The sequence below is a fragment of the Bradyrhizobium sp. CCBAU 25360 genome (assembly GCF_028128695.1).
GTDB lineage: Bacteria > Pseudomonadota > Alphaproteobacteria > Rhizobiales > Xanthobacteraceae > Bradyrhizobium > Bradyrhizobium ottawaense.
In genome coordinates, this window is sequence record NZ_LBJA01000040.1 from 178,370 (window position 1) to 192,950 (window position 14,581).

Below are 14,581 nucleotides of genomic sequence, written 5' to 3' on the forward strand. Positions count from 1 at the left end.
TGACTTGCACCTCTCCCGCAAGCAGGAGAGGTGCAGCGACTTACGCCGCGATGTCGTACCGGTCGAGGTTCATCACCTTGGTCCAGGCCTTGGCGAAGTCCTTCACGAACTTCTCCTTGGCGTCCGAGGTGGCATAGACCTCGGCGTAGGCGCGAAGCTGCGAATGCGCCCCGAAGATCAGGTCGACGCGCGTGCCGGTCCACTTGACCGCATTGGTCTTGCGGTCGCGCCCCTCGTAGGTGCCGTCGGCCGCTGGGGACCACTGGGTGCTCATGTCGAGCAGGTTGACGAAGAAGTCGTTGCTGAGCGTTCCCACCTTCGAGGTGAGGACGCCGTGCTTCGAACCGTTCGCATTGGCACCGAGTACGCGCAAGCCGCCGAGAAGCACCGTCATCTCCGGGCCGGTGAGCCGGAGCAGTTGCGCGCGATCGACCAGGGCTTCTTCCTGCTGCATGAACTGATGCCGCTTGCCGATGAAGTTGCGGAAACCATCAGCGCGCGGCTCCAACGGAGCAAAGGAGGCAGCGTCAGTCTGCTCCTGCGAGGCGTCCATCCGGCCCGGCGTGAAGCCGACCTTGACGTCGACGCCGGCATCCTTGGCGGCCTTCTCGACCGCGGCAGAACCGCCGAGCACGATGAGATCCGCGAGCGAGACCTTCTTCGCGCCTGAAGACGCGTTGAAGTCCTTCTGGATCGCTTCGAGCTTGCCGAGCACCTTGGAGAGCTGGGCCGGCTGGTTCACCTCCCAATCCTTCTGCGGGGCAAGACGGATGCGAGCACCGTTGGCGCCGCCGCGCTTGTCCGAACCGCGGAACGTCGAGGCCGACGCCCACGCCGCCGAGACCAACTCGGACACCGAGAGGCCCGAAGCCAGGATCTTGCTCTTCAGCGCCGCGATGTCCTGCTCGCTGGCCAGCTCGTGATTCACGGCCGGAATCGGATCCTGCCAGATCAGCGTCTCCTTCGGCACCAGCGGGCCGAGATAACGCTGGATCGGACCCATGTCGCGATGGGTGAGCTTGAACCAGGCGCGGGCAAAGGCGTCCGCGAACTGAGCCGGGTTCTCCAGGAAGCGACGCGAGATCTTCTCGTAGGCCGGGTCGAAACGCAGCGAGAGGTCGGTGGTCAGCATGGTCGGCCGATGCTTCTTCGACTTGTCGAAGGCATCGGGAATGATCGCGTCGGCGCCCTTGGCGGTCCACTGGTTCGCACCGCCCGGGCTCTTCGTAAGCTCCCATTCGTAGTTGAACAGGTTCTCGAAGAAGTTGTTGCTCCACTTGGTCGGCGTCGTCGTCCAGGTCACTTCGAGACCGCTGGTGATGGAATCACCGGCGAGGCCCGAAGCGTGCTTGCTCTTCCAGCCGAGGCCTTGATCCTCGAGCGCGCCCGCTTCCGGCTCCGGACCGACCAGCGACGGATCGCCCGCGCCGTGTGTCTTGCCGAAGGAGTGGCCGCCGGCGATCAGCGCGACGGTCTCTTCGTCGTTCATCGCCATGCGGGCGAAGGTCTCGCGGATGTCCTTGGCCGCGGCAACCGGGTCCGGCTTGCCGTTAGGGCCTTCCGGATTGACGTAGATGAGGCCCATCTGCACCGCGCCGAGCGGCTCGGCGAGCTGGCGTTCGCCGCTGTAGCGCTCATCACCCAGCCACGTGCCTTCGGGACCCCAATAGAGCTCTTCCGGCTCCCAGACGTCGGCGCGGCCGCCAGCGAAGCCGAAGGTCTTGAAGCCCATCGATTCCAGCGCGACGTTGCCGGCGAGAACCATCAGGTCGGCCCAGGAGAGCTTGCGGCCGTATTTCTGCTTGATCGGCCACAGCAGCCGGCGCGCCTTGTCGAGGTTGGCGTTGTCGGGCCAGCTGTTGAGTGGTGCGAAACGCTGCTGGCCGGCTCCGGCGCCGCCACGGCCGTCGGTGATGCGGTAGGTGCCCGCGCTGTGCCAGGCCATACGGATCATGAGACCGCCATAGTGACCGAAGTCGGCGGGCCACCACTCCTGCGAGTCCGTCATCAGCGCGGTCAGGTCCTTGACGACCGCGTTAAGGTCGAGCGTCTTGAATTCCTTGGCATAGTCGAATTCGTCGCCCATCGGATCGGACAGGCCGGAATTCTTGTGTAGCATCTCGATGCTGAGCTGAGTTGGCCACCAATCGCGGTTCGCTGGCACGCGTTTTCCACCCGAAAACGGGCACTTCGAAGTGTCGTCCATGAATACCTCCTCTGGTGGCGTCGAACTCGCGCCTTTGACCAGGTAGAACCACTCTAAGCGTCGCGTCCTATCAGGTAAAGTTGACTTTAATGATCGCTGCGATAGGATTTTCTGATGATAAACCTGACGCTGCGCCAGCTCCGGTATTTCGACGCCCTGGCGCGTCACGGCCATTTCGGCCGCGCGGCTGAGTCCTGCTCCATCTCGCAACCGGCCTTGTCGATGCAGATCAAGGAGTTGGAGGAGACGCTCGGCGGCCTGCTGCTGGAGCGCAGCGCCCGGCAGGTGGCGCTGACCCGGTTCGGCGAGGAGCTCGCGCAACGCGTTCGCGACATTTTGCGCTCGGTCGATGAGCTCGGCGATTTCGCCCGCGCCTCGCAGGATCGCTTCGCCGGTCGCCTGCGCATCGGCATGATCCCGACGATCGCGCCGTATCTGCTGCCCACCATCACCAAGAATCTCACGCGCATGCATCCGGAGCTCGACATCCGCGTGCGCGAGACCATGACGCCGCGATTGATCCAGGAGCTGGTGGAAGGGCGGCTCGACACCGCCATCGTGGCCCTGCCGGTGTCCGAGCCTTCGCTCACCGAGGTCGCCCTGTTCGAGGAGAAATTCCTGCTGGTCCGGCCGAGCGCGGATGAGGGGACCCCGGCGCCGTCGCGCGAGATGATGCGCGAGATGCGGCTGTTGCTGCTCGAAGAGGGACACTGCTTCCGCGATCAGGCGCTGTCGTTTTGCAACATGCAGTCGGCGCCGCCGCGCGAGATGCTGGATGCCAATTCGCTGTCGACGCTGGTCCAGATGGTCAGCGCCGGCATCGGGGTCACGCTGATCCCGGAGATGGCCGTGCCGGTGGAGACGCGATCGGCGTCGGTCTCGCTCGCGCGCTTCCTCGATCCGCAGCCATCCCGCACCATCGGCATGGTCTGGCGCAAGACCAGCCCGTTGGCGCGGCAGCTGCTGCAAATCTCCGAAGTGGTGTGCCTGTCGGCCGGCAAGGTGCGCGCACGCCCGCCTGTGCGCAGCCAGCGGGCCTGAGGCTCCGATGTCGCATCCGATCATCCGCCTCGCCCGCGCCGACGAATACGACGAGGTCGGCCGCGTCTGGATGGAGAGCTGGGTCTCGACCGGCCTCGGCGAGGCCAGCGACTTTCTGCTCGCCAATCTCCGCGCGCGCATCCGACGCGAGATCGAGAACGGCTGGAGCCTGTTCGTCGCCGATGATCGCGGCACCATCGCCGCCATGCTGGCGCTGCATGTGCCAAAACTCTATCTCGACATGCTTTTCGTCGGACCCGCCTATCAGGGTCAATCGCTCGGGCGAAAGCTGCTCGCCTTCACGCGCACGCAAATGCCCGACGAGATGCACCTGCGCTGCGTGCGCGAGAACGAAAAAGCCTGGCGCTGGTACGAGCGCGAAGGTTTCGTGTTCGAGAAGGAAGAGATCGAGCCAGCGAACGGGTTCATGATGAAGTATTACCGGTGGAAGCGGCAGCGACCAACCGGATAGACCACGACCTCCGGGTGCAGCTTGCGGTTGTCACCGTCCTAATCTAGGGTGGCGTGATCGATATTCTCCCGCTGCTGATGCCCTGGAATCCATGATTCGATTTGCTGCTTCCGCGATCGTTTTGCTGTCTTCTCTAGCTCTGGCAGCAGCTCAAACTCCTCCTGCAACCACCGCGCCACCCACGCCTCCCTCAAAGCCGACCGTCAAGAAAGCGGCGACGAAGCCGAAAGCTGCGGCAGTCAAACCAGCCGAGCAGATGAACAGCGGTCCGTGCCGTCTCGGCGTAATCTCGGTAATCGGCGAGCATTACTCCGTACAGAAGTTCGGCGTGACAATCTTCGAGGCGGAAGCAAAGGAGGTCCCGATCGACTGGGGCCTCGATGATCTCGTTTTCGCGCGCGTGCGGGCGGCAACGAACAACGATTCCTCGATACGCAGGATCGCTTATCCCAAGGGCGCCTTCGATCCCTTCTATCATGCGAAGGCGATCTTCATCCCGGACCCCAAAGAGACTCTGCCGGTGATCGTGAAGGGGTTCACCGCGAATGCGAATTGCGATCGCTATCTCGTCGCAACCACTTTCAAGACGAAGCTGCCGAACTCAAACATGACGCTGAACGGGATCGGCACCTACAACCAGGGGCTCGGCAGCTTGATTCGGCACTCACACCTTTTCGCCAATGTTGCGATCACGCTGATTGACGGCCGCAGCTACGAACAGATCAAGCGCCCCCTTACGGATATCGGCGCGAATCTCGCCACAAGCATGCGTCTGTTTGAAGACCCGATCACGAAGCTCGACAATTCACTGTTCCCAGATCCGCCCGAGACAGCTTCGACCAACGCGGCGTTGCGCGAGAGAACGCGTGCGCTCGTCGTAGAAAGGCTCGACCGGAACCTCCCCGGCTATCTAAAGGAAGAGTAAGCGCCTTTGTCGACACGACGCGCCAAAGGATCAAGTTTGGCTGCGCCTGCGAACACAGTCGCATTCAGCATGATCGCCCGGCTGCTCGTCATTACGCTCATCCTGTGGTGTTTTTCAACTCAGGCGCCGGCACAAGCCCAATGGGAGACGGCACAACCAACCGTCAAACAAGCCAATGGCAAGCTGACCACGCGGCGTGAAGCGACGGGCAAGCCCGCTCCCGTGGCCGGCGGCTCGTGCGACTTTGGTGTCGTCATCACCACCGGCGATGAGTTCACCGTGCAGACGACCGGCCTGACCATATTTCAGAACAAGAAGACGGTGGTCCCGATCCCAGGCTGGGGACTGAGCGATCTGATCTTCGCGCGGACCCGCGCCGCGATCCCTGCCGGCGCGTCCGTTCTGAGAATCACCTACAATCCGGCGAAATTTCCTCCCCACGATGAGTCAAAGGACACGTTGAAAGATAGGTTGGTCCGCGATCCCAACGCGGAGCTGGCCGGATACATGCGCGAGGCCGTGAAAGGAACGAATTGCCGGCACTACATCCAGATCCTCAATGCAATCAGTCCGATCGGGTCATCAAGCTATACGGTCCGCGGCTTCGGCATCCTCAACCAGGATGTGGTGCTCGGGCGTCGCATCTTTCTCCACGCCCTGGCGTTTATCCGTATCTTTGACGGGCGCGCCTTTGCCATCGTCAGACAGAGCTCTGCGCTGATCAACCTGGATCATTCGCTGGCGGTGCAGAGGTTTTTGGGCAAGCTCGTCGGCGGCCCTTATCGCGAGTTGCCCGCAGAATCGTTTCCAACGCGCCCTGAAGATGCCGCCGACAACCCCGCACTGCGCGACGGCGTGCGCGCCATGCTGGCGGAAAGCCTCGACAAGACGTTGCCGCTTTTGCTTGGACGTCGACCAGCAGCACGCCAAAGCGACACTGAACAACGTTGACCCACATGTCGTTTACGCTGGTTGGCATCGACCCAGGCGTAGTGCGTTGCGGATACGCGGCAAACGCGGCATGAATTGCACGCTGCTAGCCTTCCGCCGATGAAAGGTTCCCGCCATGATCAAGCTCTATTGGTCGCCCCGCTCGCGCTCGTTCACGACGCTCTGGCTGATGGAAGAGAGCGGCCTGCCCTATGAGCGCGTGCTGACCGACATCTCGACCGGCGCGCAAAAGGCGCCGGATTTCCTCAGGGTCAATCCGATGGGGAAAGTGCCAGCGCTCAGCGACGGCGATGCAGCCCTTGGCGAGGCCGCGGCCATTTGCGCCTACATCGCCGACCGCTACCCCGAGACGAAGCTCGCACCCGCCGTGACCGACCCGCGCCGCGCGCGCTATCTGCAATGGCTGTTCTTCTCCCCGGGCTGCATCGAACCTGCCATCATCCAGATCTTCACCAAGATCGAGATCCCGACCTCGACCGCGGCCTGGGGCAGCGCGACGCAGGTGTTCGACGTTCTGGACGCTGCGCTCGCCGAGGGGCCGTGGATTCTCGGCGAAGAATTTTCGGCCGCCGACGTCACGATCGGCTCGGGCCTGAATTTCGCGGTGCGCCTGTTCAAGATGGTGCCGTCGCGCCCCGCGTTCGATGCCTATCTCGCACGCTGCATGGCACGTCCCGCTTTCCAGCGCGCGGAGAAGATCGCCGCGGGTTAGACGAACTCTCGTAGGGTGGGCAAAGCGAAGCGTGCCCACGTCATGTATCTATTGCGATCACGCAGAGATGGTGGGCACGTCGCTTGCGCTCCTTTGCCCACCCTACGGCGTCGTCATATCAGGCTACTCGCGGACGCCTCAGTCGGGCGTCTTCAAATCGTCAGGCCTCGGCATCAGGACGATGTTGTAGCCGGAATCGACATAGTGGATCTCGCCGGTCACGCCGCCGGAGAGATCCGACAGCAGATACAGCGCCGAGCCGCCGAGCTCGTCGAGCGTGACGCCGCGGCGAAGCGGCGAATGCTTCTGCATGAAGGCGAACATCGCGCGCGCCTCGCCGATGCCGGAGCCGGCGAGCGTCCGGATGGGGCCCGCCGAGATCGCGTTGACGCGGATGCCGCGCGGTCCGAAATCGGAGGCGAGATAGCGCACGGAGGCTTCCAGCGCCGCCTTGGCCACGCCCATCACGTTGTAGTTCGGCATCGCGCGCTCGGAGGCGCCGAAGGTCAGCGTGATCATGCTGCCGCCCTCCGTCATCAGTTCGGCGGCGCGCTTCGCCACTTCCGTGAACGAGAAGCACGAGATCACCATGGTGCGTGAAAAGTTCTCGCGGCTGGTGTCGGCGTAGCGGCCCTTCAGCTCGTTCTTGTCGGCAAAGCCGATGGCATGGATGACGAAATCGAGCTTGCCCCATTTTTCACGGAGCGCATCGAAGGTCGCATCGACGCTGGCGATGTCCTCGACGTCGCACGGCAGCACAAGATCGACGCCGAGCTGCTCCGCCAGCGGCTTGACGCGCTTGCCGAGGGCCTCGCCCTGGAAGGTGAAGGCAAGCTCGGCGCCGTGGGCATGCAGCGTCTTCGCCATGCCCCAGGCGATCGAATGATCATTGGCGATGCCCATGATCAAACCGCGCTTACCTTTCATCAGACCTTCCATCTCGCGATTACCTTCCGCTTAGGTCATGCTCGGGCTTCCACGCCCTTCCAAACCTAGTCCCAATACGTGGATGGCCGGGACAAGCCCGGCCATGACGAGAAAATCAACAGTACGCCAGCAACGACGTCACGCATCCAACCGGCTGAACACCAGCGTGGCGTTGGTGCCGCCGAAGCCGAAGGAGTTCGACAGCACGGTGCCGATCTTGACGTTGTCGATGCGCTTGCGCACGATCGGCATGTCGGCGAAGACAGGGTCGAGCTCCTGGATATGCGCGCTCTCGCAGATGAAGCCGTCATTCATCATCAGCAGCGAGTAGATCGCCTCCTGCACGCCGGTGGCGCCCAGCGAGTGGCCGGTCAGCGCCTTGGTCGCCGAGATCGGCGGGCACTTCTCTCCACTTCCGAACACGCGGCGGAGCGCGTCGATCTCCGGCGGATCGCCGGCCGGGGTCGAGGTCGCGTGCGGATTGATGTAGTCGACCTTGGTCTTCACCGTCGACATCGCCATGCGCATGCAGCGCTCGGCGCCTTCGCCTGAAGGTGCGACCATATCGTAGCCGTCCGAGGTCGCGCCGTAGCCGACGATCTCGCCGTAGATGCGGGCGCCGCGCGCCTTGGCATGTTCGAGCTCTTCCAGCACCAGCACGCCGGCGCCGCCGGCGATGACGAAGCCGTCGCGGTTGACGTCGTAGGGACGCGAGGCGGTGGCCGGCGTGTCGTTGTATTTCGAGGACATCGCGCCCATGGCGTCGAACAGCACGGAGAGCGACCAGTCCAGTTCCTCGCAGCCGCCGGCGAAGATGACGTCCTGCTTGCCGATCTGGATCGTCTCATAGGCGTTGCCGACGCAATGGTTCGACGTCGCGCAGGCCGAGGAGATCGAATAGTTCACGCCCTTGATCTTGAACCAGGTCGCAAGCGTCGCGGAGGCCGTGGACGACATCGCCTTCGGCACTGCGAAAGGTCCGACGCGCTTCGGTCCCTTGGTGCGGGTGATGTCCGCGGATTCGACGATGGTACGGGCGGACGGGCCGCCGGAGCCCATGATGATGCCGGTGCGAATGTTGGAGACTTCGTCAGGCGACAGACCGGAGTCCTGGATCGCCTGCTCCATCGCGACGTGATTCCACGCCGCGCCCTGGCCGAGGAAACGCATCGCGCGGCGGTCGACCACCGTCGCAGGATCGAGCGTCGGCGCGCCCTGTACCTGCGAACGGAAGCCGAGCTCGGCATATTTCTCAGCCCGCGAAATGCCCGACTTCGCCTCGTGAAGGCTCGCAAGCACTTCCTGGGTGTTGTTTCCGATCGACGAGACGATGCCCATCCCGGTGACCACAACCCGCCTCATGACAGCCTCGCCTCAATCGTTGTTGTCTTGGTGATGCGCTCAGCCCAGGCTCGTGCCCTGCTTGAACAGGCCGACCTTCAAGTCCTTGGCGCGATAAATAATCTGGTCATCGACCGAAAGCCACCCGTCGGCGATACCGAGCACCAGCTTTGAACGCATCACGCGTTTGATATCGACGTTGTACACAACCTTGCGCGCCTCGGGCAGCACCTGGCCGCTGAACTTCAGCTCGTTCAGGCCAAGCGCGCGACCACGACCTTCGCCCCCGGTCCAGCCCAGGTAAAAGCCGACCATTTGCCACAGCGCGTCGAGGCCGAGGCAGCCGGGCATCACCGGATCGTTCTTGAAGTGGCAGCCGAAGAACCAGAGGTCGGGCTTCACGTCGAGTTCGGCGCGCACCAGCCCCTTGCCGAACTCGCCGCCATTGTCGTTGATGTCAGTGATGCGGTCGAACATCAGCATCGGCGGCAACGGCAGCTGGGCATTGCCCGGGCCGAACATCTCGCCGCGGCCACAGGCCAGCAGATCTTCATATTCGTAACCGTTGCGCCTGTTCAGCATGCACGAGCCTCTGTTTGAATTCCGATTGAGCGGCGCTTTTTGGCGAAAATGGGCCCCGTCTCGGTCGGAGAGCAACGCCAATTGCCACTGTCAGGCGCTGCGCCCGCATGCCCCGGATGGACTGCGGACCGGGCTTCGATGCCCGGCTGCGCCAAAATCGGCTAAGCGGAACCGCGCGCTCTCTAACACAGGCTATTTCGGGTAGCAAAGCGCATCCATGAAGTTAAAATGACGCGATCCCGCTCCGGTTCCAAGCCTGATTAGAACCCCTCTAGTTGCGAGAAACTTGCATCTGCATCTTTCTGTTCTTATATTGCTGAGAGATATTGTTCACGCGTGCCCGAAATCTGGAAATGAGCGAGAATACTGCGCCCCATCATGACGACGACGTCCATGCCGCGGCCCTCTTGTCCGGCCGCCAGCCGGCTCTGACCGGCTGCCCCTGGCACGACGTCAATGAAATGCTCCAGTCCGCCGGGCTCCGTCCGACGCGTCAGCGCATGGCATTGGGCTGGCTGTTGTTCGGCAAAGGTGCTCGCCACCTCACGGCTGAAATGCTCTATGAGGAAGCCACACTGGCCAAGGTTCCGGTGTCGCTGGCGACTGTCTACAACACGCTGAACCAGCTCACCGATGCCGGCCTGCTCCGCCAAGTCAGCGTCGACGGCACCAAGACCTATTTCGACACCAACGTCACCACCCACCATCACTACTACCTCGAGAACAGCCATGAGCTGGTCGACATCGAGGATCCGCATCTGGCGCTGTCCAAGATGCCGGAGGTGCCGGAGGGTTACGAGATCGCGCGCATCGACATGGTCGTGCGCCTGCGCAAGAAGCGCTGAACCTCACAACTCTATTGTCGTCCCGGCGAACGCCGGGACCCATACCGCGTGATCCCTCAATGAGGCACGCTGGCTGACGCCTTCCAAAACAATTTAACCCTGTGGTTATGGGTCCCGGCGTTCGCCGGGACGACGGCAGCGTCAATTCACCTGCTCGTCCGAATACACGCCCCAGAGGCGCTCCTGCTGGATCCAGCCGTCAAAACCGTTGCCGGTGACGCGGCACCAGTTTGCAGCGCACTTCTTTACCTGCGTGACGACGCCGGCCTGGAGTCTTGCTGCAACCGCGCTGTCGAGGTCGGCGCGATCGTAGATCGGGGCGAGGTCGTCCTTGTGCTTCATGGTGACGACCGCGGTGCGGCGGCCCGACAGCAACGAGTGATAGACCCAGCCCTCGGCGCCTTCGGAATCGCGCACCCGGCGCCAATTCTCGAACTCGGCGGTGATTTCCACCGGCAGGCCCGAACGGGTGTAGACCCAGGCCACGTCATTGTCCTTGGTCGGGCCGGCGCGGACGTTCACATGATCCGATTTGAGGCTGACATAGCGCGGCACCGGCAGGCCGCTGGCGGTCTGGGGCGTCGTATCCTTGGCCGAATGCGAGGGGCCGACCGAAGCGCTCAACCAGGTGCAAACGAGCGCCATCACCGAACAAAAACGCCCCAACGCCATCAACCCGTCTCCTGTCGACGACCCGGCCCGAGCCGGGTCCTCACCCCAAATTCCAAAACCTGCCGCGCACCCCCCTGACCCGCCCCACGCGGGTGTTCCCAAGCCTTGACCCGTGGTTCTTGTCTTGGCCCGGCCTTCTGCTAGAGAGGACGGGCACTTGAACAACCAGTTTGTCCCGATTTTTCCGGCCGGAAATATCGGGAGAGCTTGAAGGAAACGCCGGGGACGGACACGGCAAGGGCAGTGTCGAACAACCGGGTTAATGAGACCTCAACGACCGGCCTTTGGCGACAGAGGCGGCTTGCGACGCCTCATGAGAGCAGGACATGTCGGTGAAGAAAAAGCCCCTCGTCGTGGTGACGCGCAAGCTGCCGGATTCGATCGAGACGCGGATGCGCGAATTGTTCGACGCGCGGATCAATCTCGAGGACACGCCGATGTCCGCCGACCAGATCGCGGAAGCCGCACGCACCGCCGACGTGCTGGTTCCGACCGTCACCGACCATATCAGCGCCGACATCATCAACCAGCCCGACTGCAAGCTGCGGCTGATCGCCAATTTCGGCAACGGCGTCGATAATATCGACGTCGAGGCCGCGCATGCTCGCGGCATCACCGTCACCAACACGCCGAAGGTCCTGACCGAGGACACCGCCGACATGACCATGGCGCTGATCCTCGCCGTGCCCAGGCGGATGATCGAAGGCGCCTCGATCCTGACCGAAGGAAAACCCTGGCCGGGCTGGTCGCCGACCTGGATGCTCGGCCACCGCATCGGCGGCAAGCGGCTCGGCATCATCGGCATGGGCCGCATCGGCCAGGCGGTGGCGCGCCGCGCCCGCGCCTTCGGCCTGCAGATCCACTATCACAACCGCCGTCCCGTCGCGCCGAAGATCGCCGAGGAGTTAGGGGCGACCTATTGGGAAAGCCTTGACCAGATGCTGGCGCGGATGGACATCATCTCGGTGAACTGTCCGCACACGCCGGCGACCTATCATTTGCTCTCGGCGCGGCGGCTGAAGCTGATCCGCAAGGACGCCTACATCGTCAACACCGCGCGCGGCGAGGTGACCGACGAGGACACGCTGATCAAGCTGATCGAAGGCGGCGAGATCGGCGGCGCCGGGCTCGACGTCTATGAGCACGAGCCCGCGGTCAACCCGAAGCTGGTGCGGCTTGCCAAGGCCGGCAAGGTGACGCTGTTGCCGCATATGGGCTCGGCCACGATCGAAGGCCGCGTCGAGATGGGCGAGAAGGTGATCATCAACATCCGCACCTTCCTCGACGCCCACAAGCCGCCGGATCGCGTGCTGCCGAGCATGCTCTGAGGTTTCACTGCCACCTCTACTCGCGGTGGATGCTCAAATCGTCGAACGCCGGCCCGTCGCCATTGAGCGGGTTGGCCGGATCGCGCTCGTAGCGCAGCGTCTCGAAGCGCATCGCGCGCGCATCGATCATCAGGAGGCGGCCGACCAGGCCGTCGCCGAAACCGACGATCTCGCGGATCGCCTCCATCGCCATCATCGATCCCAGCACGCCCGCCAGCGCACCCATGACGCCGGCTTCCGCGCAGGCCGGAACGGTACCCGGCGGCGGCGCCTCCGGAAACAGGCAGCGATAGGTCGGATTGAATTCGCCCTGCTCGTTGGTCTCGTGCGCGCGGATGGTGGTGAGCGAGCCGTCGAAGGTGCCGAGCGCCGCCGTGATCAGCGGCCGCTTCGCGAAGAAGCAGGCGTCCGAGACCAGATAGCGCGTCGAGAAATTATCGGAGCCGTCGAGCACGAGGTCGTAGTCGCCGATCAGGCTGAGCGCATTGTCGGCATTCAGCCAGGTGGCGTGGCCGACGAAACGAACATGCGGATTGAGCGCCGCAATCCGCTCGGCCGCGCTCTCGACCTTGTGCCGGCCGATATCGGGCGTGGTGTGGATCACCTGGCGCTGCAGGTTGGACAGCGACACCACGTCGTCATCGACCACGCCGAGCGTGCCGATACCGGCGGCGGCCAGATACATCAGCGCCGGCGCGCCGAGCCCGCCGGCACCGACCACCAGCGCGGAGGCCCGCTTCAGCGCCGCCTGGCCCGGGCCGCCGACGTCGCGCAGCACGATATGGCGGGCATAGCGTTCGAGTTCATCCGGGCTCAGCATCGTCGTACGCCTCTCCTACCAAGCCGTCGCTTTCACTCCTCATGGTGAGGAGGCGCAAAGCGCCGTCTCGAACCATGCAGGCCCCGATCTCGCCGCGGCCATCCTTCGAGACGCGGCCTTGAGGCCGCTCCTCAGGATGAGGACCTGAGTACGCGGCTCGACCTTGGGCCTGAACCACCGCTACATTGTTCGCGACCAACGAGATGTGCTTGAATGACATTGCGTTCAATGGGCTGGCTGGATTTGTCATGAGATCGATGCTTGCGGCAACACTGATGTTTGCGTCTGCCACAGGCGCGAACGCCCAGATGACGACGCCGCAGATCCCCGGTACCAAGCCGAAGCCGGTCCAGACCGTGCCGATCCGGCCACCCGCAATGCAGACGCCGTCGGCGACGGCGGATGCGATGGCGCAGGCGGAGCGGCTGTCGCTGCAATCCGACCTCGCCTGGGTCGGCCAATACAACGGCGCCATCACCGGCGACGCCAGCGCGCGGCTGGTCACCGCCATCAAGGAATACCAGAAGGCCAAGGGCGGCAAGCCGACCGGCGTGCTCAATCCGCTGGAGCGCGCCGCGCTGGCCGAGACGGCGCGAAAGAAGCAGGACGGCGTCGGCTGGAAGATCGTGACGGAGCCGACCAGCGGCGCCCGGCTCGGCATCCCCTCGAAACTGGTGCCGCAGCAGGCGAGCGACGCCAACGGCTCGAAATGGACCTCGCCGACTGGAACCGTGCAGGTGCTGCTCAGCCGCCGCAAGGAGGCGAACCCGACCACGGCAAAACTCGCGGAGCTTGAGAAGGAGCCGTCCGGGCGCAAGGTCGATTACACCGTGGTGAAGCCGGATTTCTTCGTGCTGTCGGGCTTGCAGGGCCTGAAGAAATTTTACGTCCGCGGCACCTTTAGAGGGGACGAGGTCCGCACCATGACAATCCTCTACGACCAGGCGACCGAGAACACGGTCGAGCCGGTCGTGATCGCGATGTCGAGCGCGTTCAATGCATTTCCGCCAGGCCCGCAGGCCGGGCCGCCGCCCCGCAAGACCGTCGAGTACGGCACCGGCCTCGTCGTCAGCGACGACGGCGCGATCGTCACCGACCGGCTCGTCACCGACAACTGTCTTGCCATCACGATCGCCGGCTATGGCAGCGCCGATCGCCTCGCCGAGGACAAGGAGCGCGGTCTCGCACTCCTGCATATCTACGGCGCGCGCGGCCTGAAGCCGTTCAGCCTCGCTGGCGGCGCGGCAAGGACGAACGTGGATGTCGTCGGCATCGCCGATCCGCAGAGCCAGGGTGGCGCGGCCGGCGTGTCGAGCATCAAGGCTGCGCTGGCGCCGGTCCCGAGCAGCGATTCCGTGCTGTCCCCACCGCCGGCGGTCGGGGTATCCGGGGGTCCGGCGATCGATGGCGACGGCAAGTTCGCCGGCATTGCGCTGTTGAAGCCGGCGATGGTCGCGGGGCCCGCGACATCGGTGCCGGCGTCACAGGCGGTGATGGTGTCCGCGGAAACGGTGCGCGATTTCCTGAAGGCGAACGAGGTCACAGCGAACGGCACCTCGACGGATGCAAAAGCTGCCGTCGTGCGCGTGATCTGCGTCCGGAAGTAGGTCTAACGCCAACTCTCGTGTCCCGGACGCGGTGCGGCGCGTAGTGCCGCGCCGCTGAGCCGGGACCCATGCTTCCTCAAATTCCGTGCAAGTGGCTTTCTGGGCCCCGGCTCAGCAGCGCATCACTAGCGTGCTGCGCTTTGTCCGGGGCA

At 63.9% G+C, this 14,581-nt stretch carries 14 protein-coding genes; 8 read left to right on the top strand and 6 right to left on the bottom strand.

Annotation, left to right across the window (positions count from 1 at the left end):
* Positions 1-40: 40 nt before the first annotated feature.
* A complete protein-coding gene (gene katG / locus XH81_RS20305) occupies positions 41-2,206 on the bottom strand; it encodes a catalase/peroxidase HPI (protein WP_028139504.1) in 2,166 nt (721 codons plus the stop codon).
* Positions 2,207-2,320: 114 nt separating this feature from the next.
* Here katG and XH81_RS20310 point away from each other — a divergent pair, with 114 nt between their 5' ends.
* The 5 genes from XH81_RS20310 (at position 2,321) to XH81_RS20330 (ending at position 6,307) form a co-directional block, all read left to right on the top strand.
* A complete protein-coding gene (locus XH81_RS20310; protein WP_028139503.1) occupies positions 2,321-3,247 on the top strand; it encodes a hydrogen peroxide-inducible genes activator in 927 nt (308 codons plus the stop codon).
* Positions 3,248-3,254: 7 nt separating this feature from the next.
* Positions 3,255-3,719: a GNAT family N-acetyltransferase gene (locus XH81_RS20315; RefSeq protein WP_028139502.1), complete on the top strand. Its 465-nt coding sequence runs from the start codon at positions 3,255-3,257 to the stop codon at positions 3,717-3,719.
* Between the two features lie 91 nt (positions 3,720-3,810).
* Positions 3,811-4,644 carry a hypothetical protein gene (locus XH81_RS20320; RefSeq protein ID WP_038949450.1) on the top strand — a complete coding sequence of 278 codons (834 nt, stop codon included), beginning with the start codon at positions 3,811-3,813 and terminating at the stop codon, positions 4,642-4,644.
* Positions 4,645-4,713: 69 nt separating this feature from the next.
* Positions 4,714-5,595, top strand: a complete 882-nt coding sequence (locus XH81_RS20325) for a hypothetical protein (RefSeq protein ID WP_085967967.1) — start codon at positions 4,714-4,716, stop codon at positions 5,593-5,595.
* 115 nt (positions 5,596-5,710) lie between these two features.
* Entirely contained in the window at positions 5,711-6,307 is a 597-nt protein-coding gene (locus XH81_RS20330; RefSeq protein ID WP_028139499.1) for a glutathione S-transferase family protein, read from the top strand.
* 138 nt (positions 6,308-6,445) lie between these two features.
* Here XH81_RS20330 and fabI read toward each other — a convergent pair whose 3' ends face one another.
* The 3 genes from fabI to fabA all read right to left on the bottom strand — a co-directional run bounded on the left by fabI (position 6,446) and on the right by fabA (position 9,157).
* Complete coding sequence (fabI, locus tag XH81_RS20335) at positions 6,446-7,246, bottom strand: enoyl-ACP reductase FabI (RefSeq protein ID WP_271596347.1); 801 nt, start codon at positions 7,244-7,246, stop codon at positions 6,446-6,448.
* A gap of 126 nt (positions 7,247-7,372) precedes the next feature.
* Positions 7,373-8,596, bottom strand: a complete 1,224-nt coding sequence (gene fabB, locus XH81_RS20340) for a beta-ketoacyl-ACP synthase I (protein ID WP_028139497.1) — start codon at positions 8,594-8,596, stop codon at positions 7,373-7,375.
* 39 nt (positions 8,597-8,635) lie between these two features.
* Complete coding sequence (fabA, locus tag XH81_RS20345) at positions 8,636-9,157, bottom strand: bifunctional 3-hydroxydecanoyl-ACP dehydratase/trans-2-decenoyl-ACP isomerase (RefSeq protein WP_018323402.1); 522 nt, start codon at positions 9,155-9,157, stop codon at positions 8,636-8,638.
* Between the two features lie 353 nt (positions 9,158-9,510).
* Between fabA and irrA the strand changes: the two genes are divergently transcribed.
* Entirely contained in the window at positions 9,511-10,002 is a 492-nt protein-coding gene (gene irrA, locus XH81_RS20350) for an iron response transcriptional regulator IrrA (RefSeq protein WP_008131763.1), read from the top strand.
* Positions 10,003-10,143: 141 nt separating this feature from the next.
* Here irrA and XH81_RS20355 read toward each other — a convergent pair whose 3' ends face one another.
* A complete protein-coding gene (locus XH81_RS20355; RefSeq protein ID WP_018323403.1) occupies positions 10,144-10,674 on the bottom strand; it encodes an SH3 domain-containing protein in 531 nt (176 codons plus the stop codon).
* A gap of 326 nt (positions 10,675-11,000) precedes the next feature.
* Here XH81_RS20355 and XH81_RS20360 point away from each other — a divergent pair, with 326 nt between their 5' ends.
* On the top strand, positions 11,001-12,002 hold the full coding sequence (locus XH81_RS20360; protein WP_018323404.1) for a 2-hydroxyacid dehydrogenase: 1,002 nt from the start codon (positions 11,001-11,003) through the stop codon (positions 12,000-12,002).
* A 16-nt stretch (positions 12,003-12,018) separates the two neighbouring features.
* On the opposite strand, the gene XH81_RS20365 is transcribed toward XH81_RS20360, so the two are convergent.
* Complete coding sequence (locus XH81_RS20365; RefSeq protein WP_028139496.1) at positions 12,019-12,822, bottom strand: HesA/MoeB/ThiF family protein; 804 nt, start codon at positions 12,820-12,822, stop codon at positions 12,019-12,021.
* 248 nt (positions 12,823-13,070) lie between these two features.
* Between XH81_RS20365 and XH81_RS20370 the strand changes: the two genes are divergently transcribed.
* Positions 13,071-14,429, top strand: coding sequence for a peptidoglycan-binding protein (locus XH81_RS20370; protein WP_028139494.1), 1,359 nt, complete (start codon positions 13,071-13,073; stop codon positions 14,427-14,429).
* The last annotated feature ends 152 nt before the right edge of the window (positions 14,430-14,581 follow it).

What these genes read in the sequence shown, in the direction of transcription:
- fabI (WP_271596347.1), bottom strand. Translation starts at nt 7,246, where the DNA reads ATGGAAGGTCTGATGAAAGGTAAGCGCGGTTTGATCATGGGCATCGCC.
- fabA (WP_018323402.1), bottom strand. Translation starts at nt 9,157, where the DNA reads ATGCTGAACAGGCGCAACGGTTACGAATATGAAGATCTGCTGGCCTGT.
- XH81_RS20320 (WP_038949450.1), top strand. Translation starts at nt 3,811, where the DNA reads ATGATTCGATTTGCTGCTTCCGCGATCGTTTTGCTGTCTTCTCTAGCT.
- XH81_RS20310 (WP_028139503.1), top strand. Translation starts at nt 2,321, where the DNA reads ATGATAAACCTGACGCTGCGCCAGCTCCGGTATTTCGACGCCCTGGCG.
- XH81_RS20325 (WP_085967967.1), top strand. Translation starts at nt 4,714, where the DNA reads ATGATCGCCCGGCTGCTCGTCATTACGCTCATCCTGTGGTGTTTTTCA.
- XH81_RS20360 (WP_018323404.1), top strand. Translation starts at nt 11,001, where the DNA reads ATGTCGGTGAAGAAAAAGCCCCTCGTCGTGGTGACGCGCAAGCTGCCG.
- XH81_RS20315 (WP_028139502.1), top strand. Translation starts at nt 3,255, where the DNA reads ATGTCGCATCCGATCATCCGCCTCGCCCGCGCCGACGAATACGACGAG.
- fabB (WP_028139497.1), bottom strand. Translation starts at nt 8,596, where the DNA reads ATGAGGCGGGTTGTGGTCACCGGGATGGGCATCGTCTCGTCGATCGGA.
- XH81_RS20330 (WP_028139499.1), top strand. Translation starts at nt 5,711, where the DNA reads ATGATCAAGCTCTATTGGTCGCCCCGCTCGCGCTCGTTCACGACGCTC.
- XH81_RS20370 (WP_028139494.1), top strand. Translation starts at nt 13,071, where the DNA reads ATGAGATCGATGCTTGCGGCAACACTGATGTTTGCGTCTGCCACAGGC.
- XH81_RS20365 (WP_028139496.1), bottom strand. Translation starts at nt 12,822, where the DNA reads ATGCTGAGCCCGGATGAACTCGAACGCTATGCCCGCCATATCGTGCTG.
- XH81_RS20355 (WP_018323403.1), bottom strand. Translation starts at nt 10,674, where the DNA reads ATGGCGTTGGGGCGTTTTTGTTCGGTGATGGCGCTCGTTTGCACCTGG.
- katG (WP_028139504.1), bottom strand. Translation starts at nt 2,206, where the DNA reads ATGGACGACACTTCGAAGTGCCCGTTTTCGGGTGGAAAACGCGTGCCA.
- irrA (WP_008131763.1), top strand. Translation starts at nt 9,511, where the DNA reads ATGAGCGAGAATACTGCGCCCCATCATGACGACGACGTCCATGCCGCG.